At 40.9% G+C, this 25003-nt stretch carries 25 protein-coding genes; 15 read left to right on the top strand and 10 right to left on the bottom strand.

Annotated elements, in window-relative coordinates; translation table 11 throughout:
• Nucleotides 1-38 precede the first annotated feature (38 nt).
• The 3 genes from D0T87_RS04145 (at nt 39) to glmM (ending at nt 3216) form a co-directional block, all read left to right on the top strand.
• Nucleotides 39-1076 (top strand): bifunctional oligoribonuclease/PAP phosphatase NrnA, encoded by a 1038-nt coding sequence (locus D0T87_RS04145; RefSeq protein WP_163173066.1) that lies wholly within the window; start codon nt 39-41, stop codon nt 1074-1076.
• Nucleotides 1077-1169: 93 nt separating this feature from the next.
• A complete protein-coding gene (locus D0T87_RS04140; protein WP_163173064.1) occupies nt 1170-1769 on the top strand; it encodes a DUF4827 domain-containing protein in 600 nt (199 codons plus the stop codon).
• A gap of 55 nt (nt 1770-1824) precedes the next feature.
• Nucleotides 1825-3216: a phosphoglucosamine mutase gene (gene glmM / locus D0T87_RS04135; protein ID WP_163173062.1), complete on the top strand. Its 1392-nt coding sequence runs from the start codon at nt 1825-1827 to the stop codon at nt 3214-3216.
• Between the two features lie 15 nt (nt 3217-3231).
• On the opposite strand, the gene D0T87_RS04130 is transcribed toward glmM, so the two are convergent.
• Both D0T87_RS04130 and D0T87_RS04125 read right to left on the bottom strand, forming a co-directional pair.
• A complete protein-coding gene (locus D0T87_RS04130; RefSeq protein ID WP_163173060.1) occupies nt 3232-3747 on the bottom strand; it encodes an NUDIX domain-containing protein in 516 nt (171 codons plus the stop codon).
• An 88-nt stretch (nt 3748-3835) separates the two neighbouring features.
• Nucleotides 3836-5056 carry an S-adenosylmethionine:tRNA ribosyltransferase-isomerase gene (locus D0T87_RS04125; protein WP_163173058.1) on the bottom strand — a complete coding sequence of 407 codons (1221 nt, stop codon included), beginning with the start codon at nt 5054-5056 and terminating at the stop codon, nt 3836-3838.
• 157 nt (nt 5057-5213) lie between these two features.
• Between D0T87_RS04125 and D0T87_RS04120 the strand changes: the two genes are divergently transcribed.
• The gene (locus D0T87_RS04120; RefSeq protein ID WP_163173056.1) at nt 5214-6266 is read left to right on the top strand and encodes a DUF2027 domain-containing protein; all 1053 of its coding nucleotides are present in this window, start codon (nt 5214-5216) and stop codon (nt 6264-6266) included.
• 75 nt (nt 6267-6341) lie between these two features.
• Here the strand turns inward: D0T87_RS04120 and D0T87_RS04115 are convergent, their stop codons facing one another.
• The 3 genes from D0T87_RS04115 to D0T87_RS04105 all read right to left on the bottom strand — a co-directional run bounded on the left by D0T87_RS04115 (nt 6342) and on the right by D0T87_RS04105 (nt 9733).
• Complete coding sequence (locus D0T87_RS04115; protein ID WP_163173054.1) at nt 6342-6698, bottom strand: hypothetical protein; 357 nt, start codon at nt 6696-6698, stop codon at nt 6342-6344.
• Nucleotides 6699-7802: 1104 nt separating this feature from the next.
• On the bottom strand, nt 7803-8933 hold the full coding sequence (gene hemW / locus D0T87_RS04110; RefSeq protein ID WP_163173052.1) for a radical SAM family heme chaperone HemW: 1131 nt from the start codon (nt 8931-8933) through the stop codon (nt 7803-7805).
• A gap of 2 nt (nt 8934-8935) precedes the next feature.
• The gene (locus D0T87_RS04105; RefSeq protein ID WP_163173050.1) at nt 8936-9733 is read right to left on the bottom strand and encodes a gamma-glutamyl-gamma-aminobutyrate hydrolase family protein; all 798 of its coding nucleotides are present in this window, start codon (nt 9731-9733) and stop codon (nt 8936-8938) included.
• A gap of 265 nt (nt 9734-9998) precedes the next feature.
• Here D0T87_RS04105 and D0T87_RS04100 point away from each other — a divergent pair, with 265 nt between their 5' ends.
• The 5 genes from D0T87_RS04100 to D0T87_RS04085 all read left to right on the top strand — a co-directional run bounded on the left by D0T87_RS04100 (nt 9999) and on the right by D0T87_RS04085 (nt 16409).
• Nucleotides 9999-12155, top strand: coding sequence for a translation factor GTPase family protein (locus D0T87_RS04100; protein WP_163173048.1), 2157 nt, complete (start codon nt 9999-10001; stop codon nt 12153-12155).
• Between the two features lie 264 nt (nt 12156-12419).
• Nucleotides 12420-13949, top strand: a complete 1530-nt coding sequence (locus tag D0T87_RS04095) for a sensor histidine kinase KdpD (protein ID WP_163173046.1) — start codon at nt 12420-12422, stop codon at nt 13947-13949.
• Nucleotides 13950-13953: 4 nt separating this feature from the next.
• Complete coding sequence (locus tag D0T87_RS04090) at nt 13954-14652, top strand: response regulator transcription factor (RefSeq protein ID WP_163173044.1); 699 nt, start codon at nt 13954-13956, stop codon at nt 14650-14652.
• A gap of 234 nt (nt 14653-14886) precedes the next feature.
• Nucleotides 14887-15048 carry a hypothetical protein gene (locus tag D0T87_RS24155; protein ID WP_203558607.1) on the top strand — a complete coding sequence of 54 codons (162 nt, stop codon included), beginning with the start codon at nt 14887-14889 and terminating at the stop codon, nt 15046-15048.
• Between the two features lie 215 nt (nt 15049-15263).
• Entirely contained in the window at nt 15264-16409 is a 1146-nt protein-coding gene (locus D0T87_RS04085; RefSeq protein ID WP_163173042.1) for a site-specific integrase, read from the top strand.
• A 210-nt stretch (nt 16410-16619) separates the two neighbouring features.
• Here D0T87_RS04085 and D0T87_RS24150 read toward each other — a convergent pair whose 3' ends face one another.
• Nucleotides 16620-16796 carry a hypothetical protein gene (locus tag D0T87_RS24150; protein ID WP_203558606.1) on the bottom strand — a complete coding sequence of 59 codons (177 nt, stop codon included), beginning with the start codon at nt 16794-16796 and terminating at the stop codon, nt 16620-16622.
• 142 nt (nt 16797-16938) lie between these two features.
• Complete coding sequence (locus D0T87_RS04080) at nt 16939-17385, bottom strand: MarR family winged helix-turn-helix transcriptional regulator (protein ID WP_163173040.1); 447 nt, start codon at nt 17383-17385, stop codon at nt 16939-16941.
• A gap of 252 nt (nt 17386-17637) precedes the next feature.
• On the opposite strand from D0T87_RS04080, the gene rpsF reads away from it, so the two are divergent.
• Genes rpsF through rplI form a run of 3 tightly spaced genes read left to right on the top strand, consistent with a single transcriptional unit; the run spans nt 17638 to nt 18720 of the window.
• Nucleotides 17638-17985 carry a 30S ribosomal protein S6 gene (gene rpsF, locus D0T87_RS04075; protein ID WP_163173038.1) on the top strand — a complete coding sequence of 116 codons (348 nt, stop codon included), beginning with the start codon at nt 17638-17640 and terminating at the stop codon, nt 17983-17985.
• A 2-nt stretch (nt 17986-17987) separates the two neighbouring features.
• A complete protein-coding gene (gene rpsR / locus D0T87_RS04070; RefSeq protein ID WP_122125219.1) occupies nt 17988-18260 on the top strand; it encodes a 30S ribosomal protein S18 in 273 nt (90 codons plus the stop codon).
• A 16-nt stretch (nt 18261-18276) separates the two neighbouring features.
• Complete coding sequence (rplI, locus tag D0T87_RS04065) at nt 18277-18720, top strand: 50S ribosomal protein L9 (RefSeq protein ID WP_163173036.1); 444 nt, start codon at nt 18277-18279, stop codon at nt 18718-18720.
• Nucleotides 18721-19050: 330 nt separating this feature from the next.
• On the opposite strand, the gene D0T87_RS04060 is transcribed toward rplI, so the two are convergent.
• Nucleotides 19051-19260, bottom strand: coding sequence for a hypothetical protein (locus D0T87_RS04060; RefSeq protein WP_163173034.1), 210 nt, complete (start codon nt 19258-19260; stop codon nt 19051-19053).
• A gap of 158 nt (nt 19261-19418) precedes the next feature.
• Nucleotides 19419-21092: a long-chain fatty acid--CoA ligase gene (locus D0T87_RS04055; RefSeq protein WP_163173032.1), complete on the bottom strand. Its 1674-nt coding sequence runs from the start codon at nt 21090-21092 to the stop codon at nt 19419-19421.
• A 158-nt stretch (nt 21093-21250) separates the two neighbouring features.
• Here D0T87_RS04055 and mtaB point away from each other — a divergent pair, with 158 nt between their 5' ends.
• From mtaB to D0T87_RS04040, 3 genes are read left to right on the top strand one after another with little or no spacing between them, the layout of a single operon-like run.
• On the top strand, nt 21251-22570 hold the full coding sequence (gene mtaB / locus D0T87_RS04050; RefSeq protein WP_163173030.1) for a tRNA (N(6)-L-threonylcarbamoyladenosine(37)-C(2))-methylthiotransferase MtaB: 1320 nt from the start codon (nt 21251-21253) through the stop codon (nt 22568-22570).
• Nucleotides 22571-22578: 8 nt separating this feature from the next.
• A complete protein-coding gene (locus tag D0T87_RS04045) occupies nt 22579-23604 on the top strand; it encodes a glycosyltransferase family 2 protein (protein WP_163173028.1) in 1026 nt (341 codons plus the stop codon).
• Nucleotides 23605-23617: 13 nt separating this feature from the next.
• The gene (locus D0T87_RS04040; RefSeq protein WP_163173026.1) at nt 23618-24139 is read left to right on the top strand and encodes a methylglyoxal synthase; all 522 of its coding nucleotides are present in this window, start codon (nt 23618-23620) and stop codon (nt 24137-24139) included.
• A gap of 442 nt (nt 24140-24581) precedes the next feature.
• On the opposite strand, the gene folB is transcribed toward D0T87_RS04040, so the two are convergent.
• Nucleotides 24582-24941 (bottom strand): dihydroneopterin aldolase, encoded by a 360-nt coding sequence (gene folB, locus D0T87_RS04035; RefSeq protein WP_163173024.1) that lies wholly within the window; start codon nt 24939-24941, stop codon nt 24582-24584.
• Nucleotides 24942-25003: the final 62 nt, after the last annotated feature.

Raw genomic sequence — 25003 nt, 5'->3', positions numbered from 1 at the left:
GTATCTTTGCCTTCAATTTTAAAAATTAGAAGAAGCGTATGCTAACTAAGGTTATTGAGCAATCAAATATAGATCATTTTACGAAGTGGTTTGAACGGGCAGACAAGATCGTTATTGTTTCCCACGTTTCTCCAGATGGCGATGCTATCGGTTCATCTCTTGGACTGTGGCATTTTCTGACTTCGCAGGATAAGAACGCATATGTAATTGTTCCTAATGCTTTTCCCGATTTTCTGAAATGGATGCCGGGGAGCAAGGATATTTTGCTGTACGACCATTATAAAGAATTTGCAGATCAATTGATTGCCGAGGCGGATGTTATTTGTTGTTTGGATTTTAATGTACTGAACCGTATTACCAATATGGCAGATAGTGTTGCGGCATCTCCTGCACGTAAAATCCTGATAGATCACCATTTGCATCCCGGTGACTTTTGTCGTATTACGATTTCCCACCCTCAGATATCTTCGACATCAGAGTTGATTTTCCGCTTGATTTGTCGTATGGGATATTTTTCGGACATATCTAAAGATGCTGCTGCATGTATTTATACCGGTATGATGACTGATACGGGTGGTTTTTCTTTTAACTCCAATAGTCCCGAAATTTATTTCATTATCAGTGAGCTGCTTTCCAAGGGCATTGATAAAGATGAAATATACCGGAAAGTCTACAATACATATTCAGAGTGTCGTTTGCGATTGATGGGGTATGTTCTTACACAAATGAAGGTGTATGAAGATCATCATTCGGCACTTCTTACGTTGACTATTGAAGAACAAAATCAATTTAAGTATGTGAAAGGCGATAGTGAGGGGTTTGTGAATATTCCACTTTCTATCAAAAATGTTCGTTTTACTTGTTTCTTGCGTGAAGATACAGAAAAGAATATGATAAAAATATCTTTGCGTTCAGTAGGCGATTTTCCCTGTAATAAAGTAGCTGCCGAATATTTTAATGGTGGTGGACATCTGAATGCTTCGGGAGGTGAATTTTATGGAACAATGGAAGCTGCTATTGCGAGATTCGAAGAAGCCCTAAAAGCTTTTGAACCACTGTTAAAGGTTAAAAGTTGAATCTAAATGGTTAAAGGTTGAGAACTTTACGGAACATCACTTTTAACTTTCAAGGAAAAAAAATACTTTTGTGATCATATTTAAAAAAATATAATGAAAAAATTAGTCTCGTTATTCTTGTTGATGTTAACCTGTGGCTTGGCGTTCCAGGCATGTAGTGACTCAAAGACCTATGCAGAAATGCTGGAGGAGGAAAAAGATGCCATCAATAATTTTATCAAAACGAATAAAATCAAGGTCATTTCTGCTTCAGAATTTGAAAAGAATGACAATAAGACCAATGTCGATGAAAACGAATATGTGCAGTTTTCCAATGGCGTATATATGCAAATAGTTAATTATGGTACGGGTAAAGACAGTATTAAAAGCCGTGACGTGATAACTGTTCGTTTTGTGGAATATGATATATTGACAGAAGATACAACTTTGACTAATTATGCCTGGCCTACTTGGCTGGATGTATTTGACTATACAATTTCGGGTACAACGGCCTACGGACAATTCAGACAAGGAGGGTTGATGTATTACAACTATCAAAGCAGTCAGGTTCCGGAAGGTTGGCTGGTTCCTTTGCAATATATCAAATCCGGAGCTGAGGTAAAGTTGATTGTTCCTTCTAAAGTAGGACACACTAATGCCATGCAGTACGTTTATCCATTCTATTATCATTTAAGAAGAATTCAGGTTTGGTGATTTTGGTCTTTAAGACTATAATGACCTAATGACAAACCTCTAACCCCCTATAAATATGACCCTTATTAAATCAATCTCCGGAATCCGCGGTACAATCGGCGGGCAGGTAGGAGAGGGACTCAATCCCCTTGATATTGTAAAGTTCACTTCGGCGTATGCCACATTGATTCGTAAAACCTGTAAATCTACAAGTAATAAAATCGTTGTGGGACGTGACGCACGTATTTCCGGTGAAATGGTAAAAAACGTTGTGGCTGGTACCCTGATGGGTATGGGTTGGGATGTGGTAGACATTGATTTGGCTTCTACCCCAACAACAGAATTGGCTGTAACTATGGAAGGTGCTTGCGGTGGTATTATTTTGACTGCTTCTCATAATCCTAAACAATGGAATGCGCTGAAACTTCTGAATGAATATGGCGAATTTCTGAATGATGCCGAAGGTAAGGAAGTGCTTCGTATTGCCGAAGCTGAGGAGTTTACCTATGCTGATGTAGATCATATAGGTACATACCGCCAGGATTTGACTTATAATCAAAAACATATAGATAGTGTTCTCGCTCTGGCTCTTGTAGATGTTGAGGCTATAAAGAAAGCTAATTTTCGCGTAGCAATTGATGCAGTAAATTCTGTGGGTGGAGTTATTCTTCCTGAATTACTGGAACGCCTGGGAGTAAAACATATCGAAAAGTTATACTGCGAACCAACCGGACATTTTGCTCATAATCCTGAACCTTTGGAGAAAAACCTCGGTGATATTATGGGATTGATGAAAGGCGGTAAAGCAGATGTTGCTTTTGTTGTAGACCCTGATGTAGATCGTTTGGCAATGATTTGTGAAGATGGCACGATGTATGGTGAAGAGTATACGCTAGTTACCATTGCCGATTATATATTGAAACATACACCGGGTAATACCGTTTCTAATCTGAGTTCAACCCGTGCATTGCGTGATGTGACTCGCAAATATGGTCAGGAGTATTTTGCTTCTGCTGTGGGCGAGGTTAACGTGGTGACTAAGATGAAAGAGGTAGACGCTGTTATTGGTGGTGAAGGTAATGGTGGAATAATTTATCCCGCCAGTCATTACGGACGGGATGCTTTGGTTGGTATTGCTTTATTCCTGAGCCATTTAGCTCACGAAGGAAAAACAGTAAGCGAGTTGCGTGCAACCTACCCTTCTTATTTTATGGCTAAGAATAAGGTTGACCTGACACCGGGCATTGATGTGGATGCAATCTTGGCTAAAGTGAAAGAAATATATAAGAACGAAGAAATCAATGATCTTGATGGCGTAAAGATTGACTTTGCTGATCAGTGGGTACATCTGCGCAAGAGCAATACAGAACCGATTATTCGTGTATATAGCGAGGCTCCAACTGCGGAGGCTGCGGAAGAAATTGGTCAAAAGGTTATGAATGTAATCTACGAATTGGCTAATAAATAAAAAAAGTAAAGGTAATTATGTGAGAAGGGGCTGTGAGGCCCCTTTTTCGGCAGACTCAAAGTTGGGAGTGAATATCCCTTTTCCGAAACTCTCTTTAATTTCTTCCATGCTCCAGAATCGTCCACCGTCTAGTTCACTGCTGGGCTGGATTTCTCCATCGTAGACTGTTTTATACACAAAAACCAATTCCTTCTCCCTGTCGGATTCAAAAACGTAGCTCCTTATAAATTCCGGTGTGAAATCTGTAATGTTGAGTTCTTCGCGGGCTTCACGTTTTAGTGCAATCTCTACGCTTTCTCCCAGATCAATATGCCCACCTACTGCGGTATCCCATTTCCCGGGCTGTATATCTTTCCATTCCGGGCGCTTTTGCAAATATAGTTCTCCTTTGGAGTTGAATACGTGAAGATGTACCACGGGATGTAGCTTTTTGCTGCCATCATGGCATTCCCCACGAGTGGCGGCTCCTATGATGTTTCCTTGTTCATCAACAAGAGGAAAAAGTTCGTTGCTGTTATCTTTTTGAGTCATGCTGCTTCTTTTTTTTTCTTTCTTTTCTGCTTTCAATATTTTGTCCGGGCTATTCAACTGTAGTAAGATAGTTATAGCAAATATCACACTATGGAATTAACAAGGATGAATCACCATAACTTAGAAAACGAAAATCATGTTCCAAAGCGTAATCATAAATGCGATGCCAATCTCCTTTTACGAAAGCCGATACGAGTAATAGTAGTGTGCTTTGTGGTTGGTGGAAATTGGTTACTATAGCTTTAACGATTTTGTATTCATATCCTGGTGCAATAATGATCTGGGTGCTGGTATGTAAAGCGTCCATTTGGTTACGGGTAAGATATAAAACTATATTTTTCAGTGCTTCTATTGCTGGTATATTTTCTTGCGTACCATAAGGTTGCCACTGATGAACGTGCAGTTCCTCTTCTCTCGCATCGGGATTACCGCCCAATGTGACACCTATATAATATAAGCTTTCCAGTGTTCTTACCGATGTTGTTCCTACGGCTATTGCTTCTCCATGATGTGCTATGAGCTTTTCGATTGTTGAACGTGATACGGATATATATTCCGTATGCATCTCATGCCCTTCAATTTCTTCACTTTTTACTGGTTTGAATGTCCCTGCACCAACGTGGAGGGTTAGTTCCTCACAATCTATACCCTTTTCTTTGAGTTTATCAAAAATATATGGAGTAAAATGCAATCCGGCTGTGGGAGCGGCTACCGATCCTTTTATTTTCGAATATACTGTTTGATATGTTTCTTTATCACTATCCTGGGTTTCCCTGTTTAGATACGGCGGTATGGGGAGCTCGCCGAAAACTTCCAGAATATCTGCAAAAGTTATTTCTGGGTTATTCCATGAAAAATCTACCCAATGGCTTGTACCACAGCTTTCTCCGCGTGTTGCAATCAGCGTAATGTGCTGCCCCTTTATATTAAGCTCTTTGTGTAGACTTCCCTCTTTCCATTTTTTCAGGTTCCCTATCATGCATAGCCATGCTGCACGTTCAGTTTGCTGGAAATTCAAGACATAGTCATTGGGTGATATCGGTTCCAGACAAAATATTTCTATCAATGCCCCTGTTTCTTTGCGGAAGTGTAGGCGTGCCTGAATTACTTTCGTGTTGTTGAAAACCATCAAACTACCTTTCGGGAGATAGTCGGGGAGGCTGGTGAATACATTTTCTGTGATCTCTCCGTTACGGTATACCAATAACTTCGATTTGTCACGTTCTGGTAAAGGAAATTTGGCTATCCGTTCGTCCGGAAGCTCGTAATTGTACTCACTAATTCGTATATGTTTAGGACTTTCTTTCATCAAATTCGTTATTTCACCGCAAAAATAGCGATATTTGCCGATAAGAGTTGAAAGTTGAAAGTTGAAAGTTGAAAATTATTTGTTAGAGAACTCTACAATGGTTTTTATTTTCCAATTTTAACTTTCAACTTTCAATTTTCAACTTTCAACTTATATAATGAAAATAGGAGATAAAGTGCGCTTTCTGAATGAAGTAGGAGGCGGTATTGTAAAAGGATTTAAGGGAAAAGATACGGTGTTGGTAGAAGATGCTGATGGTTTTGATATTCCCATGTTGGTTAGAAATTGTGTTGTAATCGACACCGATGATTATAATATGAAGCCAAGATCTTCGGTGAGTGTTGCACCTAAAGTAGAAGAGCCGGCCAAACCGGTGAAACCTGAGATAACTTCCCGGCCGTCGGAGGTGCGGGGTGGCGATCGGTTGAATGTTATGCTGGGATTTGTTCCCGATGATGTAAAAGCGATAACCAGTACCCCTTTTGAAGCCTATCTGGTTAACGATAGTAATTATTACCTGTATTACACCTATTTGAGTGCAGAGGGTAAGGCATGGAAGAGTCGTTCGCACGGATTGGTTGAACCTAACACCAAGTTGTTTCTTGAAGAGTTCGGTAAAGACATTCTGAATGAGCTTGAACATGTTGCCGTTCAGTTTATCGCTTTCAAGGATGATAAAACGTTTGGCCTGAAGCCAGCAATTAATGTAGAGTTAAGGATAGATACGGTGAAATTCTATAAACTGCATACTTTCCGCGAGTCGGATTTCTTTGAAGAACCTGCCCTTATCTATGATATTGTTAAAGATGATGTTCCGTCAAAGCAGGTTTTTGCTTCAGCAGAAGATATTCAAGCTGCCTTATTGCAAAATAAAAATGCCGGTGAGCGTCCCAAATCTCAACCAATAGTAAAACCCGGTACCCGTAATGGAGTAGTTGAAGTAGATCTTCATATCGATGAATTGCTGGATGATACTACGGGAATGGATAATAGCGAAATGCTGAATTATCAGTTGGATAAATTTCGCCAGGTGCTCGAGCAATATAAAGGAAAACGCGAACAGCGCATTGTGTTTATCCACGGTAAGGGAGATGGTGTGTTGCGTAAAGCTATACTCGATGAGTTAAAACGTAAGTACCGGAATTATACCCATCAGGATGCTTCTTTTCAGGAATATGGGTTTGGAGCTACGATGGTTACCATAAAATAAAAAAAGAAAGGGTGTCATTTGGTTATTAACATGACACCCTTTTCTTTCATTATTATATTAATATCAATCATGAGCTTACTTGATTTCAATGCCCCTGTTTTGCAAGGTAACGTTCATTAATTTGATATACTTTGCATACTGTTCGGCAGACAGGGTTCCTTTCATCAGTTTCAAATTGCCGTAAACAGCGTTTTGAAGCATTTTATCCTGATTCTTTTTAGCTCTTGTAGCACGTCCCATTTGTTCGTCAAAGAACGTAGTGATGTTTGCCACTTCTTCTGTCTGTGCAGAAGATAATTTCAGATAGTTGCTCAACTTAGTTACGTTGATGTTACCTTCCCATGTTGTTGCAGTTGTAGGTTGTTTACCTGCTGCAAAGCTACTTGCAGATAGGCAGATTACTGCCATTGCTGCTAATACTAAACGTTTCATAATAATACTTACTTTAATTTGTTATACCTAAAAACTTTTTTAACCTTAAAAACTATTACCTATTGAAAACATATCTAAGCGCTTAGTCTTTCTTTTTACCTATGCAAACTTATAAATATGTTCTATAACATAAAAACAAAGCCAATAGAAATATGTTCAATAACATGTTTTTTTTGATCTATATCAATTTTTGTGATTTGTTTAGAGTTGTTTCAAGGTGAAAGTGAAACGTTTTTGTAATATCTTCCCCGGTTTTTAGGGTCAATCCGAAAAGCCTGTTGAATTGTTAGATGGCTATAGACGTTATTGAAGGATTGGTGTATAACGGTATGGAAAGGAGTGAAACTCTCTCCCTGTAAAGGATACTGTTTATACAATGATTAGCAGCTAACTTTTCTTTTTGCTCGAAAATAGGTTGAATTGCTAAATTAATCTGATCATCAATCCGCCAAGTCACAAATACGAGCAAAAGTAGATCAAAAAGATAATATTTATTCCATTCTGGTTACATGCAAACTTTTAAAAAACTGTCAATGAGATGTTAAAATCAGGTCTTAGGCTTGCTTGTGCAGTGTATTATTGATATTTGGACGTGCTCCAGCGCAATAATTTCTACACTTGAGCCGCGTACTGTCGACAGCACGCGGCTCAAGTATCGACAGTCAAGCGCTCAAGTATCAACAGTCGAGCGCTCAAGTATCGACAGCACGCGGCTCAAGTCTTCAGCGTGTTTCATTTTATAGGTTTTTATCCTCTGGTTGTTCTGTTTTAAGCGGAGTAATTAAAGTGTGTATTTGCTGTGTTTGTTTTAATTCATGTGGTTATTTGTAACGCGTTTTATTTTATTCCGAGCATTAAGATAGTCTGTTTAGGGAAACTAAATCTTTTTGATTTTCGCAAATGCGATTCTTTTGCCATTTTACCTTCCCTTTCTTCCCCAAGCCCGGAATTTGCAATTACCACTCCATTCTGTTATCAAAATGTCATTTCTGTCATTTCTGTGCAGAAACAATCATATTTCATATAATGTCTCTTTATTCATGTGGAGAGATGAGATGGTGGGGTATAGGAACGATTGAATGTAATTGAACTTACGGATATGAATTAATCTACCCAAAGCAGATCGCTCATAATACTATCCGATATAAAGACCCCTTTGGGTGTAAGCCGAAGGTGGTCTTTTTCTATAATAAGTTCATCGGTCCGAAGGTACTTTTCTGCATTCTGCAAAGTATAGTTCAGGTAATCAGTTCCGAACTCTTTTTTCAGCTGAACCAGAGATAATCCCCACATGGTACGGATGCTGGTAATAATAAGATCATTGTATCGGGTAGGTTTATTTAAAGTCTCAATTTCAAAAGAACGTTTTCTACTCTCTATACCTTCTATATATAGATCTATTGAAGCTATATTCCATTCTCTCGATGTGTCATTGAAGGAATGTGCAGACGGTCCGCATCCCAGATATTTGATTCCACGCCAGTAAGATGAGTTATGGCGGGAATATTTGCCGGGTAAGCAAAAATTGGAAATTTCGTAGTGTTCATATCCTGCCGTAGAAAGCTGGCGGGTAAGTTCTGAAAAGAAAAACAAACTGTTGTCTTCGCTCACCTCTGCCACTTCTCTTTCCTTAAGCATATGATATAAAGGTGTGCCTTCTTCGTAAATCAGATGATATGCAGATAGGTGTTCCACTTTTAATTCTATAGCTTGTGAAAGATCATATTTCCAGCTTTCGGGCGTTTCTCCGGGGAGTCCGTAAATCAGGTCTATGCTGATGTTATTAAATCCTGCCAACCGGGCATTCTGTACGGCTGCGATGGCTTGTTCGGCCGTATGCCGGCGTTTAAGTAGCCTTAGCGTTTCATTATTAAAGGTTTGTATCCCAATACTAATCCGGTTGAATGGTAATGAAGATAAGGCTTCCAGATATTCGGGAGTGAGGTCATCCGGGTTGGCTTCGAGTGTGATCTCTTCACAATCTTCCATGCCGTATATTTCATGAATCGTATCGAATACCAGTCGGAAGTCGGTTGGTTGAAGCTGGGAGGGGGTACCTCCACCCCAATAGATTGTTTGTATGGGTTCTCCATTCAGATAGTCTTTTCGCAATTCAAGCTCTTTGCATAACGCTTGTATATAGCGTTCTTTTAACTCTGATTGTGTGGTAGAGTAAAAATCACAGTAGATGCACCTTGTCTTGCAAAAAGGAATATGTATGTATATACCTGCCATGATTATTTCTGATTTCTATAAAGAACAGCCTGTCCGGTCATGAACTCAAAGAATCTGATCATGATAGAATCACCGTTGATTGTATGCGCTTCGGGGTGGAATTGAACACCCCAGACAGGAAGCCCGGTGCTGGATTCAATCGCTTCGGGAATACCGTCGCAAGACCATGCGGTGACCCGAAATCCGGGAGCAACATCTTTAACAGCCTGATGATGATGGGAATTTGTGACAAGCTCCGTTTCTCCTGTAACAGTAGCAATTATAGAACCAGGCAACAGGTCTATGTAATGAGTCGGATATTTACTAGGTACTTTCTGGTTATGTTCCACAGATGTATCCTCGTATTGTGAAGGGATATCCTGATATAGCGAGCCTCCAAAAGCTACATTAATCAATTGTTCCCCACGACAAATGCCAAAAGTAGGCAACTTTCGGTCGGCAGCCAGGCGGATGAGGGCAAGATCGTAAACGTCACGTATATCATTCACATCGCCTAATTCCTCAATAGGCTCTTCATTATAATAGCTGGGATGAACATCTTCTCCTCCTATAAGGATGAGGCCATCCAGCATAGATATAATACGCGCCAGATCTTCTTCGGTTTCTATAATAGGAACAAGAATCGGTAAGCCACCAGCTTTTAAAACCGATTCAGTATAGGTTCGTCGTGCACTTGAAAAATTATTTTCAGGATGTGAACAAGAAATACCTATAAGCGGTTTTATTTCCTGAAGAGAGGTTTGCGGAAATAAGTTTTCTGCAAGTAAGAAAAACAAGGCGAATAAGAGTAGCTTTTTCATATATACAAAAATAAGAAAATTTACGATTAGACTATTTACGATTTACGATTGAAGTTACTTTTTAGTGTAAGAATGCCTTGTTTAATAGGCAATTCTGGTACTAACTTCAATCGTAAATCGTAAATCGTCTAATCGTAAATCAAAAATGTGTTGAATAACATGATTCATAACATTGCTTTTGTATTTATTAATTTATAATTTGCGAATCACTTAAAAATAGGGTATGTGAAAGCATACTGATTGTATCATTTAAACCCTAAATATTATGAAAGTATATCAAACAAACGAAATTAAGAACATCGCCCTGTTGGGAAGTTCTGGCTCTGGGAAAACCACTCTCGTAGAAGCTATGCTCTTCGAGAGTGGTGTTATAAAACGTCGCGGAACAATTGCTGCAAAAAACACTGTTAGCGACTATTTTCCGGTAGAGCAAGAGTATGGATACTCTGTATTTTCGACAGTTCTGAATGTAGAATGGAATAACAAGAAACTGAATATAATAGATTGCCCGGGTGCGGACGACTTTATAGGAGGTACAGTAACAGCTTTAAATGTAACCGACACAGCAATCATTCTTCTCAATGGCCAATACGGCGTAGAGGTTGGTACACAAAATCACTTCCGATATACAGAAAAATTTGGTAAACCGGTCATCTTCCTGGTGAACCAACTTGATAATGATAAATGCGATTATGACAATATACTGGAACAACTCAAAGAAGCATATGGCTCAAAAGTAGTTCCTATTCAATATCCGATTAAAACCGGACCGGATTTCAACGCACTGATTGACGTGTTGTTGATGAAAAAATACTCCTGGAAGCCCGAAGGTGGCGCTCCGATTATCGAAGATGTTCCTGCCGAAGAAATGGATAAAGCCATGGAAATGCATAAAGCATTGGTAGAAGCAGCAGCTGAGAATGACGAAGAACTGATGGAGAAATTCTTCGAACAAGACTCACTAACCGAAGACGAAATGCGCGAAGGTATCCGCAAAGGATTGGTTGCACGCGGTATGTTCCCGGTTTTCTGTGTATGCGCAGGAAAAGATATGGGGGTACGCCGTTTGATGGAATTCCTGGGCAATGTAGTACCTTTCGTATCAGATATGCCGAAGGTGATGGACACCGCCGGACAAGAAGTGGCTCCGGACCCTAAAGGGCCGACATCACTTTATTTCTTCAAAACAAGTGTTGAACCACACATTGGTGAGGTTTCCTATTTCAAAGTAATGAGTGGAGCGGTAAAAGAAGGCGACGATTTGGTGAATGCCGACCGGGGCTCGAAAGAACGTATGGCTCAGCTTTATGTCGTGGCAGGCGGTAACCGTACGAAGATCGAAAGATTGGAAGCAGGTGACATTGGCGCGGCAGTGAAACTGAAAGATGTGAAGACCGGCAATACGTTGGATGGAAAAGACTGTGATTATAAGTACGATTTTATCAAGTATCCGAACTCAAGATACTCACGTGCCATCAAACCAGACAATGAAGCGGATGTAGAAAAGATGATGGTTGCTCTTAATCGTATGCACGAAGAAGATCCGACATGGGTGATTGAACAATCGAAAGAATTACGCCAAACCATTGTACATGGCCAGGGAGAATTCCACTTGCGTACATTGAAATGGCGTCTGGAAACCAACGAGAAATTGCCAGTTAAGTTTGAAGAACCACGCATCCCTTATCGTGAAACGATCACTAAGGCAGCACGTGCAGACTATCGCCATAAAAAACAGTCGGGTGGTGCCGGACAGTTTGGTGAGGTGCATCTGATCGTGGAGCCTTATAAAGAAGGTATGCCCGTTCCTGATACATATAAATTCAACGGACAAGAGTTCAAAATGAACGTGAAAGGAACGGAAGAAGTTACACTGGATTGGGGCGGTAAACTGGTATTTGTAAATAGTATTGTGGGTGGTTCCATTGATACACGCTTCTTACCCGCTATTATGAAAGGTGTAATGGCACGCATGGAACAAGGGCCATTGACCGGTTCTTATGCACGTGATGTACGGGTGATTGTATACGATGGAAAGATGCACCCGGTTGACTCTAATGAAATCTCATTTATGCTTGCCGGACGTAATGCATTCAGTGAAGCATTTAAGAATGCCGGACCTAAGATCCTGGAACCTATATACGATGTTGAAGTGTTCGTTCCATCCGACAAGATGGGTGATGTAATGGGTGATCTTCAGGGGCGTCGTGCCATGATTATGGGTATGAGCAGTGAAAAAGGATTCGAGAAACTGGTAGCTAAAGTTCCATTGAAAGAAATGTCTTCCTATTCAACTGCATTGAGTTCGTTGACTGGTGGACGTGCTTCGTTCATTATGAAATTCGCAAGTTACGAACTCGTGCCAACCGATGTTCAGGACAAATTAATCAAGGAATTTGAAGCCAAACAGACAGAAGAGTAACTATCTGTAGCTGAGATATGTAAGCCGCTGTTCCTTCGTAATAGAAGGAATGGCGGTTTTTATTTCAATAAGGTGTATAAACCAAATGCTTCTTTAAGAAATCTTTAATTTTTTATTAAATTTGCAAACCAAAAGGCATTATATTTTGTTGTAACTACTAAAAAGCGGAATGAAAATTGCACTTTCGGTTAATTAAAGAAAAACCTCGGTTAAATCAGGTTAATATGTTAGGAGTGTTAATTAGGGAGTGTTAATTTTGTTGGTATGAAAAAGTCAACGATTTGGATTTTGGGTGTTGTTATGGGACTTTCCTTCCTCAGCTTGCTTTATTTGCAGGTAAGTTACATTGAGGAAATGGTGAAGATGCGTAACGAACGATTTGATGATTCCGTACAACGAAGCTTATATCAGGTTTCGAAGTATATGGAGCTTGAGGAGACGAGGCAATGGCTTATTAATGACGTAAATGAAACGGAAGCCAGGGCTTTAGCGCAGTCATCGGCTAGTGAAGATATCATTCAGCAGACTAAACAATATTCTATTGCCCCTGATGGGTCAATAACTGCGTTTGAACTGAAAACGATAACAACTAAGCCTTCTACGCTTTCGAAAGTGAGGATCACGGGAAAGAATACGATTCCGCAGACCTCGAAAAATCTGACGGAAGCGATAAAGAACCGCTTTCAATACCAACGTTATTTGCTCGACGAGGTGGTTTGGCAAATGTTACGCCGGGCTAGTGACAGGCCGCTGGAGGAACGAATTGATTTTAAGAAGCTAGACAACCATCTCAAGTCGGAGTTTGTAAACAATGGAATAAACATACCGTATCACTTTACGGTTATAGATAAAAACGGGCGTGAGGTGTATCGTTGTTCGGATTATGAAGACAAAGGAAGCGAAAGCTCATATAGTCAGATTCTTTTCCAGAATGATCCACCAGCACGAATGAGTATGGTGAAGGTACACTTTCCGGCAAAGAGAGATTTAATCTTTGATTCGGTGAGTTTTATGATACCTTCCATGGTGTTCACTTTTGTATTGCTCATTACGTTCATATTTACGATTTACATCATCTTCCGCCAGAAGAAGCTTACGGAAATGAAGAATGACTTTATCAATAATATGACGCATGAGTTTAAAACACCGATATCGACCATATCACTGGCTGCGCAGATGTTGAAAGACCCAGCTGTAGGGAAATCTCCACAGATGTTCCAACATATTTCGGGAGTGATTAATGATGAAACGAAGCGCTTGCGGTTCCAGGTTGAGAAGGTGCTTCAGATGTCCATGTTCGATAAACAAAGGGCTATTCTGAAGATGAAAGAGATCGACGCCAACGAAATGATTACTGGAGTAATCAACACCTTTACATTGAAGGTGGAACGGTATAACGGAAAGATTACCTCCAGTTTGGATGCTACCGACCCGATTATTTTCGTGGATGAGATGCATATTACCAATGTGATATTCAACCTGATGGATAACGCGGTGAAATATAAGAAACCGGAAGATGATCTGGTACTTGATATCAAGACATGGAACGAACCGGGCAAACTGATGATATCCATACAGGATAACGGAATCGGTATTAAGAAAGAAAACCTGAAAAAGATCTTTGATAAGTTCTATCGGGTACATACGGGTAATCTTCATGATGTGAAAGGATTCGGATTGGGATTAGCTTATGTGAAGAAAATAATTCATGATCATAAAGGAACAATCCGCGTGGAGAGTGACTTGAATGTAGGAACTAAATTTATAATTGCATTACCTTTACTAAAAAACTGAGAATATGGAAGAAAAATTGCGTATTTTGATGTGCGAAGATGATGAGAATCTTGGCATGCTTTTAAGAGAATACTTGCAGGCTAAAGGGTATACTGCCGAACTGTTTTCGGATGGCGAAGCTGGATACAAGGCTTTTTTGAAAAATAAATATGATTTATGCTTGTTTGATGTGATGATGCCTAAAAAAGACGGATTTACATTGGCGCAGGAAGTACGTGCTGTAAATGCGGATATTCCAATCATATTTTTAACTGCAAAAACATTGAAGGATGATATATTGGAAGGCTTTAAAATCGGAGCCGACGATTATATTACTAAACCGTTCAGTATGGAAGAGTTGACCTTCAGAATTGAAGCGATCCTCCGTCGTACGAAAGGGAAGAAGAATAAAGAAAGCAGCATTTACCGCATTGGTAAGTTTACGTTCGATACCCAGAAGCAGATTCTTTCTATTGATGGCGAAAGTACGAAACTGACAACTAAGGAGTCTGAACTGTTGGCTTTACTCTGTGCTCATGCAAACGAAATCCTGCAACGCGATTTCGCTTTGAAAACAATTTGGATTGATGATAACTATTTCAATGCCCGTAGTATGGACGTATACATCACCAAACTACGTAAGCACCTGAAAGCCGATCCAACAATCGAGATCATCAACATCCACGGCAAAGGATACAAACTCATCACTCCGGAAACCGAATAGCGGCAAGGTGCCGCTGCCAGTGGCTGCAAGCCGCGCTGCGCTGTTCTTAAGTGAGAGTAATATATAGAATGAGAGGCTGTTTAATCACTTAAATGGCCTCTTCTTTTATTTGTAATCTGCTGCAAATCTTTGCCATAATGCATTTGCAGGATTCTACAAACCTGTATGTTCTTGCTTATGTTACTTTTGTATTTGATAATTGCGGGTAATAAATATAGAGTCCGGGCGTTGGATATGAAGCAACTCATTGGCAACTACCTCTATAAGGTCAGAGTAGAGCAAATCCGGTTAATCCGGAAAGATGTAGCTAAGCAGAGTGGCGTCAGCGTAAGAAACCTCATAAATATAGAAACCGGATATAGTACCTCGATGTGTTGTGTTGTGCAAATTTACTAATTCTATGTATTTGCCAGCACCTTCTCTAATGAGAGTCAGGGTGGCTTTTAGGGCGTTATTGTGCCATTTCGATGTAGAACTGTTGTCAAAATCAAACAAGCGATTGTTGATTCTTTCGAAAGTAAAAAGAGAATCCGATAATAATTGTCTTACTTTTTTTTGTCTTTTGTTATTCTAATGTAGTAATTTTGCATAAACTTAAAAACAAAAGATCTATGGCAAGTATCACATTAGTTTATCGCCCTTCCGCCCGGAAAGGGCGACATGCGGGCAGTTTATCCTTGCGTTTGATTCATGAACGGAAAGTAAAAACAATCACATTAAAAGGTTGTCGTATTATGTCCGATGAATGGGATCAGGACACACACAGTATCCTGATTCCCTCCGATAATCCCAGTCGGGCCATTTACCTGAGAGCTGTTATTTCCAGGATTAACGATGAAAAAAGTTTAATAAACGGTCTTATCCTATCGCTCGAAAGCAAAGGACGCTATTCGCTCGACAACCTGTTGGGGCTCCTTCAGCCGGAGCATGATGAAAGTTCCTTGCAGGAGTATGTCGAAACTTTGGCTAACACCCTGATGTCACGTGGTCAGATCCGTGCGGCGCGTTCTTACCGTACGGTAACCCATGGTTTGTTCTCCTTTCTCAAGAAGAGCGATATTCCCTTGACCGGAATCAATGCCCGCCTGATCAAAGACTTTGAGAGCTATCTGAAAAATGAGGGGCGGATGCTGAATACCATATCCTACTATATGCGCAACCTGCAGGCAATCTATAACAAAGCCGTACAGGAAAAGCTGATTATCGCTCGCAATGAAGAGAACCCATTTGCGGATGTGTTTACCGGAGTGGTAAAAACGGTGGTGCAGGCGCCTTCCATGGATGAAATCCGCCAGCTGCTCAATATTGATTTTGAGGACCTCCTGCGTGGCAAGCCACCCGGTAGCCGTGAATATGCTTACTTTAAAAACCTGTGGGATACCCAGCGCTATTTTAGCTTCTGTTTGTATGCACGGGGGATGTGCTTCGTGGACCTGGCCTACCTGAAGAAGTCGGATATCCAGGGTAACTTTATCCGATATTCCTGCAAAAAGACCGACCAGCAGATTGATATACGGATTATAACTCCGATGCAATCCATTATCGATAGTTTTGCCGATGAAGCTTCGGATTCGCCCTATGTATTTCCCCTTATTCGCCAACTGGACAAACCTTCATATGTTCACTATGAAACTGTCCTGCGTACGCAGAACAACCGGATGAAAGAGCTTTCCATTCTGGCGGGGATAGATAAAACGATAAGTATGCATGCGGCGCGGCACATGTGGGCTACTATCGAGAAATCCCTCAATATTTAAGCTCTTACGTTTTATCATCCTAAAGGTTATGGAACTGCTGAGGATGATGAACAGTTCAGAAGGATTATGAGGAGTGGGTTAGATACTGTTTTATTTATTTCTTAAGGTTTTACGGCCTCACCCCGACTACGTTTGTGATATTTGAATACAAAAAGGAGAAGCCTTTTATAGACTTCTCCTTTTTATTTCGTGATGTTTTCTAAGGGAACCTTAATCGGTGATTCTTTTATTGATAATAATATAAGTAATCAAACCAACAACTACTGCAACAACCGAACCACCTAAGATAGAGTTGTTATTTACATTGCCTGTGAATGCACAAGCTATCAGTGTAATAGCACCAGCTAGAATGAGTAGTATTCCCAGATTCTTTAATAAACCTTTCATTTGTGTGTATTTTAAATAGTTATTATATTCCTACTCGCAAATTAAAGCATAATTATTTAACGAGGAAAATTATTTCTGCAAAAAAAACATTAATCAATCTAAATAGTTAATGCAAGGAGCACATTCTGAATCAAATAGATACTCAATCTTTGGTATTGAAGAATATTTTTCGTAGTACATCCTGACTTACGCGTAGTTCTTCAAGAGTTACATTGTTCAGTGCTTCCTTAAGTGTTTGAGTGGAAATAGCTCGTGCTTTCTCTTCCATATCCTTCCCGGTTTTGGTCAGATGGATGAGGTTGGTTCTACGATCCGCCTTGTCGGATATGCGAACCACCAGGTGCTGGCGTTCCATATTGTCGATAAGGCGCGTCATGCTGGGTTTGTCTTTAAAAGTTGCATTGCACAACTCTTGCTGGGTAACTCCGTCTTTTTCCCACAAAAAGATTAAGACAGTCCACTGTTCCGGAGTGATTTCCAACCCGTTCTGCCTGAAGTTACGATATAGTTTTCTATTAATTGCCGCCGAAACTTTTCCATTCAGTATGGCGAAGATCAGCTTAATGTCAAAGTCAAATTGCTCTATCATGAAATTATTGCTTAAACAACTAGACAAAGTTACTTCTTTAAATTGAGAATTGGAAATGGAGAATTGAGAATTCAAACCCGTATAAGTTTGTTTAAGTAAACAATGGATTAAATGCCGTCTTCTTATATATTTTCAACAATTAATTATCTGTTTTCCATTTTCCATTCTCAATTCATTTGGTGTTTACGGATAAAATCTCTACCTTTGCGCTCGCAAATATTAAAAATTAAATCATTTTTTAATTAATCAAGTATGAATCAATACGAAACCGTTTTCATTTTGACTCCCGTTTTGTCTGATGTACAGATGAAGGAAGCGGTAGAAAAGTTCACTGGTATTCTTAAAGAAGAAGGTGCTGAAATTATCAATGAAGAGAACTGGGGCTTGAAGAAACTGGCTTACCCAATTCAAAAGAAATCAACTGGATTTTATCAGTTGGTAGAGTTCAAAGCTAATCCTGAAACAATCGAAAAGCTGGAATTGAACTTCCGTCGTGACGAACGTGTGATCCGTTTCCTGACCTTCAGAATGGATAAGTATGCTGCTGAATACGCAGCGAAAAGAAGAAATGTGAAATCAACTAAAAAGGAGGAAAACTAATCATGGCACAGCAAAATCAATCGGAAATCAGATATTTGACTCCCCCATCAGTAGATGTAAAGAAGAAAAAATACTGCCGTTTCAAAAAGAGCGGAATCAAGTATATCGACTACAAAGATCCCGAATTCCTGAAGAAATTCTTGAACGAACAAGGAAAGATCCTTCCTCGTCGTATCACAGGTACTTCTTTGAAGTTCCAACGCAGAATTGCTCAGGCTGTTAAAAGAGCGCGTCACTTGGCGTTACTCCCATTCGTAACCGACATGATGAAATAATAGAAGGAGGAAAAGTATGGAAATTATATTGAAAGAAGACATAATAAACTTGGGTTATAAGAACGATATCGTAACAGTTAAATCTGGTTATGGACGTAATTATCTGATCCCTACAGGAAAAGCGGTTATCGCATCTCCTTCTGCAAAGAAAATGTTGGCTGAAGACTTGAAGCAACGTGCACACAAACTTGAGAAAATCAAGAAAGATGCAGAAGCAGTGGCTGCTAAGTTGGAAGGTGTAACTTTAACTATTGCAACTAAAGTTAGTTCAACCGGTACTATTTTTGGCTCTGTTGGTAACATTCAGATTGCTGAAGAATTGACGAAAAAGGGTTTCGACATCGACAGAAAGACTATTGTTGTAAAAGACGCAGTGAAAGAAGTTGGAGCTTATAAAGCAGTTGTAAAACTTCACAAAGAAGTTTCTGTTGAAATTCCATTTGAAGTTGTTGCTGAGTAATCAGTTATCAACACCATATAGAAAGAAAAAAGACCAGCCAAAGGGCCGGTCTTTTTTCTTTCTATATGGTGATATTTAGGATCAGCAGAAAATTAGGTGGACTAGTAAAATTTCTCTTTATTTTATTTCTAAAAAAGGTCGGTGCCATCCTAGTGAAATGCCCTAGGCAAATCATTGGAATGCCTAGGGCATCCCAACCACATAGTAACTATACAATAATTAGCAACCAACTTTTTTCTTGATTCTATTTAACTGCTATAAGTGCATAAAAAAAGTCTGGAGTGCTTTAGCACGACAGACTTTCAATTCTCTCAGATTAGTTAGTTCGGCTTATTCAGCTACAACTACTTCTTCTTCAACTACTACAATAGTGTCAGCAGCAGCCTCTGCTTCAGCAGCAGCAACAGCTTCTACAGCTGCGATAGAATCGGCGATGCGGATAGAATCAGCAGTAGCTTTTTCTGCATCAGCCTTTTTGTTACCGCAAGATGCCAGAGACATAGCAGCGATAGCAACGAACATAAATACTAATTTTTTCATTTTCTTTTGCTTTTAAATCTATAATACAATCTAGTGCTTAATAAAACGATGCAAATTTATGTACTTTTTCAATACCTTGTTCTTGAAAATGCAATTATTTTATAAAAAAGGTATTTGTTTCAATAAAAAAGGAAATTAATGCTATTTGCTCTCTTGTTTTATTCCTCTGCGATGCTGTTGTATAAATACCGTTTTATGCTCTTCTTGGGAGTTTTCTCGAACTCTGTTGGGTATAGTTGGATCTGGCTAACCTTTTCGTAAGCTGCAACACTATGATTCAGGTTTTTCAGATTCTCATCCATTATTGTTTTTACGTTCTCGGGAGTGTTCAATCCCAGAGAGTCCAATGCTTCATAATCGGCATAAACCAAGGCAACCAGTTTCTTACCTCTTTCAATGACAAGGCTCTCCATGATGAACGGCAAGTTGCTTAATTTCGCTTCGATTTCTTCGGGGAAGATGTTCTGCCCGCTTGGTCCAAGGATCATTGTTTTGCTCCGGCCGCGAATGAATATATTGCCATTCTCATCCATCGTGCCGAGGTCGCCTGTGCGTAACCAGCCATCTTCGGTGAATACCTCATCGGTTGCTTCTTTATTTTTGTAATAGCCTGTCATGACATTCTCGCCTCTTACCTGGATTTCGCCGACAACGGCTTCCGGATATTCTTTGTATATTCTGGCTTCCATGATGTCCAGGACTTTTCCGGATGATGTCGGTACGAACTCATTCCAGGGAGCATAGCTGATCAGGGGAGCACATTCGGTCATGCCATAGCCGATAGTGAATGGGAACTTTATCCGGTAGAAGAACTCCTCTACTTCGGGATTCATGGCGGCTCCGCCAATAATAACTTCTTTGAAACGTCCTCCCAGTGCTTCGATCAGCTTCTTGCGGATTTGTCCGTAGATCTGGTTGTCGAGCAATGGAATATTGAGTGCCCATTTCATTCCTCTTTTGTTGATCAGCGGTTGGATCACGTTTTTGTATATTTTCTCAATAACAAGCGGTACGGTAATGATCAGGTTGGGTTTGACTTCTTCAAACGCCTTCATAATGATTTTGGGCGATGGCGTTTTACCCAATAAAGTTACATGCGTGCCTACGGCGGTTGCGGTGAGAAAGTCAAAGGCACACCCATAGGCATGCGCCAGAGGTAAGAATGACAGGACTTTGTACCCTTTCTTTAGTAATTCCGTCCGGATTCCGAAGGTGACATTCCCGGCGAGATTATTTCCGGTGAGCATAACCCCTTTACTGAAACCTGTAGTTCCCGAGGTGTAGTTCAATAGCATTACCTTATCATTGGAGAGCGTGGTGTATTGGATGTCTTCTACACCGAATCCATCAGGGTATACTTCTTCCATTTCCCGGTCAATGTATTTGATGAACTTCTGAACCGTTTCTCCGTCGCGTTGATGCAGGCAGCGGAAGTCTGTCAGGGAAAACACACCACGGATTCCCAGCATTTTCTCTTCTTCCAGATTGTCCCAGATGGTATCGCTGGTGAAAAGGAAAACCGATTCGGAATGATTAACGATATGGTGTACGTCGTTGGGGTTAAAGTCCTGGAGAATAGGTACGATGATTGCCCCGTATGTTATGGTGGCCATATAGGCGATGCACCACCGGGCGTTGTTCTTGCCGATCACTGCGATCTTATCTCCACGGCGGAGGCTGCAATGCTTGAAAAGCAAGTGTAGTTTAGCTATTTCTTCGGCTACTTGTCCGTATGTATATGTCGTATCTTCACCATAATCCGTATAACAGGGAAGCTCCCAGTTTTCGCGGAAACTGCTTTCGTATAGTTTGATGAAATTCTCTTTTATCATTGCACATTTATTGTTTATTCGTGCAAAAATACAAAAAAGGGTTTAGTATTAAGCAGTTAATAGTTAGAATCTGTATAGTATTGCAACTTTCAACTTTCAACTTTCAACTTTCAGCTTTAAAAAGTGTAACTTTGCCGGGCATTTGAGCGCGATGAATTATGATAGATACTACTGTTTTTCAAGATAAAACTGCCGTTTACTATACTTTGGGCTGCAAACTGAACTTTTCGGAAACATCTACTATTGGGAAGACGTTGCGGGAAGCGGGGGTTCGCACGGCCCGTAAAGGCGAGCAGGCCGATATTTGTGTGATTAATACCTGTTCCGTAACCGAGATGGCCGACAAGAAGTGCCGGCAAGCCATACATCGTATGGTGAAGCAACATCCCGGAGCTTTTGTTGTTGTAACCGGGTGTTATGCACAATTGAAGCCAGAGAATATTGCGAAGATTGATGGTGTTGATGTGGTGTTGGGCGCAGAGCAGAAGAAGGATTTATTGCAATATCTGGGCGATTTACAAAAAAAGGATGGGGGAGAGGCGTATACTTCTGCCTTAAAAGATATCCGTTCGTTTTCTCCTTCGTGCTCGCGGGGTGATCGTACCCGCTTCTTCCTGAAAGTGCAGGATGGTTGTGACTATTATTGTTCCTATTGTACCATTCCTTTTGCCAGGGGGCGGAGCCGGAATGGAACGATTGAGTCTTTGGTTCAACAAGCGCGTGATGCCGCTGCCGAAGGAGGAAAGGAGATTGTGCTGACAGGAGTTAATATCGGAGATTTCGGTAAATCTACCGACGAAACATTCTTTGATCTGGTGAAAGCGCTTGATGAAGTGGAAGGTATACACCGTTATCGCATCTCTTCGATAGAACCCAACCTGCTGACGGATGAAATTATTGAATTCGTTGGCCGGTCGAAACGATTTATGCCTCATTTCCATATTCCACTTCAGTCGGGTAGTGATGAGGTTTTGAGGCTGATGCGCAGAAAATATGATACTTCCCTTTTTGCCTCGAAGATTAAAAAGATCAAAGAAGTGATGCCCCATGCCTTTATCGGGGTAGATGTAATTGTGGGTACACGAGGGGAAACGGATGAACTTTTCGAACAGGCATGTCAGTTTATTGCTGGTGTTGATGCTACCCAGTTGCACGTCTTTAGTTATTCCGAGCGGCCGGGAACGCAGGCTTTGAAAATAGATCATGCGGTTTCGCCGGAAGAGAAACACAAGCGTAGCCAGCGTTTGTTGCAGCTTTCGGATGAGAAAACGGTAGATTTTTATGCCCGTCACATCGGAAAGTCGGTAAAGGTATTGATGGAGAAATCTAAACCGGGCACCCCTATGCATGGGTTTACTGAAAATTATATCCGTGTTGAGGTAGGAAACGATGAGGCGTTGGATAATCAGATCGTAACTGTACGGTTGGGCGATTTCAATGAAGATAAAACATCGCTTCTCGGAACGATTATATCATAAGAATTGCAATGGTTAAGGTTGCTATTGTCATATTGAATTGGAATGGGTGTGAGATGCTCCGGCGTTTCCTGCCCTCCGTTGTGGAGTATTCAAGTGCAGATGATGTGGCTGTTTATGTGGCCGATAATGGGTCTACAGATGATTCGGTCGCTATGTTGCATGAGCAATTTCCTGCTGTCCGGTTAATCTGTCTGGAAACGAATCATGGTTTTGCAGATGGCTACAATCTGGCTTTAAAGGAAATAGAAGCCGAGTATTTTGTTCTGCTTAATTCCGATGTTGAGGTTACACAGTCGTGGTTGATGCCTTTAATCGGCTATATGGATGCTCATCCGGAAGTTGCTGCTTGCCAACCGAAAATTCGTAGTTGGCACACAAAAGACTACTTTGAATATGCAGGTGCCGCCGGCGGTTTCCTCGATGTTTATGGTTATCCTTTTTGCCGGGGGCGTATGATGGGCGCTGTCGAGAAAGATAATGGTCAATACGATGCGATCATTCCTGTATTTTGGGCTACAGGTGCAGCGCTTTTTATTCGTTCGGCCGATTTCCGTTCTGCCGGCGGTTTGGATGGGCGCTTTTTTGCTCACATGGAAGAGATTGATCTTTGCTGGAGGTTGCGCGCCCGGGGGCGTGGTATTGTTTGCATTCCTCAAAGTCTGGTGTACCATGTAGGAGGGGCGACATTGAAAAAAGAGAACCCCCGGAAGACTTTCCTTAACTTTCGTAACAATCTTGTAATGCTTTACAAGAATACTCCCGATGCCGATTTGTTGCGTATTATGCGTGTGCGGTGCTTCCTGGATTATTTGGCTGCTTTTCAGTTCTTCCTGAAAGGACAGTTTCCTAACGCTAGAGCAGTGCTCCGTGCACGTAGGGAATATCATGCCATTAGGAAAGATTTTTCAAGTAATCGTTCGGAGAATCTGGAAAAAACAATTGTCAAATCCATTCCCGAACAGATTAAAAGCTGTATATTGGTACAGTTTTATGTGAAAGGGAAGAGAGCCTTTTCGCAACTATTGTTCAACTAAAGGATAACAACGCATGAAGAAGTTAACTCGTAAGATAGGGCTCGTAGCACACGATGCTATGAAGAAAGATATGATCGAATGGGTGGTTTGGAACTCGGACGTATTAATGGGGCATAAATTCTATTGTACCGGCACTACGGGTACATTGATTCTGGAAGCCTTGAAGGAAAAACACCCCGAAGTAGAATGGGATTTCACGATTCTCAAATCCGGTCCGCTTGGTGGCGACCAGCAAATCGGTTCCCGTATTGTAGATGGGCAGATAGACTATTTGTTTTTCTTTACCGATCCTATGACCCTGCAACCCCATGACACGGATGTTAAAGCCTTGACCCGCCTTGCTGGTGTTGAGAACATCGTATTCTGTTGTAACCGGTCAACGGCCGACCATATCATATCCAGTCCTCTGTTTCTTGATCCGGAATACGTCCCGATTCGGCCGGACTACTCCAGCTATGCTAAACGGTTTGAAAACAAACCTGTCGTACAAGAAGCCGTGGAGTCTGTGAATAAGAGAAGAAAGAAGAAAAGCTAACTAACGTGAGTTTGATATAAGAAATCAGCTTTCTAATCTATCTGTAAGGCTGAAAGCCTGTCGGATTTAGCCTGGGGTCAGCGAGGAACGAGCGCAGCCCCAGGGCGGTGAGCCACCGCAGGCAATGAGTTCTGCAAGAACGGCATATAATCTTAATCTCTTTGTATATCACTCTTTCAGAGTTCCTTATTGAGACCCGTTGCCATCCTGGGGCTGCACTCACTTCGTTCGCTGACCCCAGGCTAAATCCGACAGGCTTTCAGCCTTACAGATACATCCCTTTATTTCATTTCTTATATTGAACTTACTAATAAAACCGTTGAAACATTACTGCAAAACCTTCTCAGCGTCACTGAGAAACTTTCTGAGCATCACTGAGAAACTTTCTGAACATCACTGAGAAACCTTTGCAGTAGCGTTGCAAAACTATTGCTGCATCTGGCTATCGGTTTGCTGTAAGTTCAACACCTGCGAAAGCTATATCTGCTCCCATAGGAGGGTTTTGCTTGGAAAGTTTAATGGTAACAGTTTCAATGGTAGGAAAGTCCTGAAAGATTCTCCGTACAATTCTGCCGGCAACATGTTCCAATAGTTTGGATGGAACGGCCATTTCTTCCGTCAACAGCCGGTAAATATCGGCGTAGCTTACGGTGTGGGTAATGTCATCGCTCTCTATGGCCTGACTTATATCGGTTTTCAGCTTCAGATCAATTAAGAAAGTATTGCCCACTCTGGTTTCTTGTGGCGATACTCCGTGGTAGGCATATATAGATACCTGGTTCAGGTAGATGTAAGATTCCATTATTGTTTTTCTTCTATGGTGTTTTCTTTTTCTTTTGTGCCCTCCTCTTCAGGAAGATTGTC

The organism is Bacteroides sp. 51, assembly GCF_010500965.1.
Classification (GTDB): domain Bacteria; phylum Bacteroidota; class Bacteroidia; order Bacteroidales; family Bacteroidaceae; genus Bacteroides.
This window is presented reverse-complemented; position numbering and strand designations above follow the sequence as displayed.